At 62.0% G+C, this 1,805-nt stretch carries 1 protein-coding gene; it reads right to left on the bottom strand.

The genetic code is table 11. The features are described 5' to 3' along the window. Positions 1–194: 194 nt before the first annotated feature. Positions 195–1,559, bottom strand: a complete 1,365-nt coding sequence (locus tag ACFFWD_RS25485) for a cytochrome P450 (protein ID WP_376969761.1) — start codon at positions 1,557–1,559, stop codon at positions 195–197. Positions 1,560–1,805: the final 246 nt, after the last annotated feature.

The following is a 1,805-nucleotide window of genomic DNA, read 5'->3' as shown; positions in this document are numbered from 1 at the left end:
GATACATTGATGCAAGACTGCTCACCGCCAGCTCGGCGAAACCACTTGCAACGCACGGCCCGACCATACATTCGGGTCAAGAGCGCTCGTCGGGTACCGCGCCGTCAATGTCCGGTCTGCCCGATCTAGCGGACCAATACCGCTTACCGAAGGTCTTCGCCTTCGGGCCAAGAGCGGCTGTCGATGTCGCCTCCTCAGACCCGTTCGATCTTGAATTGCGGCTCATGGCTTGGTGCAAGCAGCGCGGTCCCAACCGGCAGCACTGGGCGCGGATCGTCCAGGGCAATCGAAAAGCGCGACAACAGGATTGCCATAATGATTTGAGCTTCGGCGATGGCGAATGTTGCGCCGATGCAAATCCGGGGACCAGCACCGAATGGAATGAAGGTTCCGCTCGTCCACGGCGATGCCTTGCCCGCGAAGCGATCGGGCATGAATGCCGTTGGCTGATCCCAGAACTTGCGGTGGCGATGGATGACCCAAGGACTGATCCAGACTTGCGCACCCGCTTCGACTCGCTCGCCCAACACCGTATCGTCAGCAATGGCTTCGCGGTTCACATGCGGCGCTGGCGGATAGAGGCGCAACGCCTCGTATAGGGTCTGACGCAGGCGTGGCCAATGCTGTAGATCATCGAGTGTGCCGACGCGTTCCGGCGGAAACTCCGCGATCTCGGTACGCAACCGCGCCTGCTCGGCTGGACCCAGTGTCAACAGATAGGTGGCCCAAAACAGCAGCCGGGCCGTCGTTTCGTGGCCTGCAACCAGCATCGTTGCGCTTTGATCGCGGATTTCGGTGTCTGAGAGCGCGTCGCCGGTTTCCGGGTCGCGGGCGGAGATCAGCAGGTCGAGCAGATCACCATGCTCAGCCGTGCGCGGCGATGCCCGCCGCGCAGCGACCAAGGCGTCAACCGCCGCGTGCCAGGCAGCCTGGGACTGTCGCCGCTTCCAAGTGGCAAAAGCGAACGAAGTCTCCGTGCGCGCGAACCCGTCGAGGATATTCGGGCGGCCAGGGCCATCAAGATAGCCGCGGACCATGGCAGCCAGCCGACCGCGTTGTTCATTATCTGGCAATGAAAAAAGCGCCCGCAAAACGGCCTCGAGTGTGGCTTCCTGGAATGCCTCAGAGAGGTTCGCCGTCGCTGAGCGTTCCACGCGGCGGACCAGTGCGTTGGCCGCCTCGAAGAAGTGCGGCAGCAGGAGACCAATGCTTGCCGGCGTAAACAAAGGCGCCAGCATGCGACGCTGACGGCGCCACTCGTCGCCTTCGGCGAGAAAAACACCCTGTCCAGCGAGAGGCTGGAAAACGCGGTACAGCGCTACCAGCTTTCTATAGTTGCTGACGTTCGAGCCCAGAATATGCCGAACACCGTCTGGATCGTTCACGAGCCACGTATCGAGGCCGAGAACGCGCCGATGGCTGATCATCACATCGAAGGCGTAATTCGGCATCGTACTCACAGTATTGCGAGCGAACTGCACGATCAGCCGCAAAGCCGGCAGATCCCTGGCGTGGACCTTCGGCGCGGGTGGGACAATGGCATCGGCGGCAGTCGTCACGACGGCCTCGTAGAGTTAACTCCGCCCACCGCATGTTGAAAAGTGGGTCGCTTTTGCGGCACCCGCGCGCCGTGCAGCCATGACGGCTTCGGGTCACGTGCTGCCCTCCCGAATGCGTCTGCGCCACGGCCGGTGTACCCCCAGATAGCTGCCGACTTGCTGCACCACGATATTTCGGCAGCCTCGGGCCAGTTGCGGAAGTCGTCTGACCATTTGATGGTTCACACCACCAACTCGCCGAGCAGC

Source organism: Bradyrhizobium erythrophlei, from assembly GCF_042430365.1.
Classification (GTDB): Bacteria; Pseudomonadota; Alphaproteobacteria; order Rhizobiales; family Xanthobacteraceae; genus Bradyrhizobium; species Bradyrhizobium erythrophlei.
The sequence above is the reverse complement of the archived record's forward strand: the minus strand, read 5'-3'. Positions and strand labels throughout refer to the sequence as shown.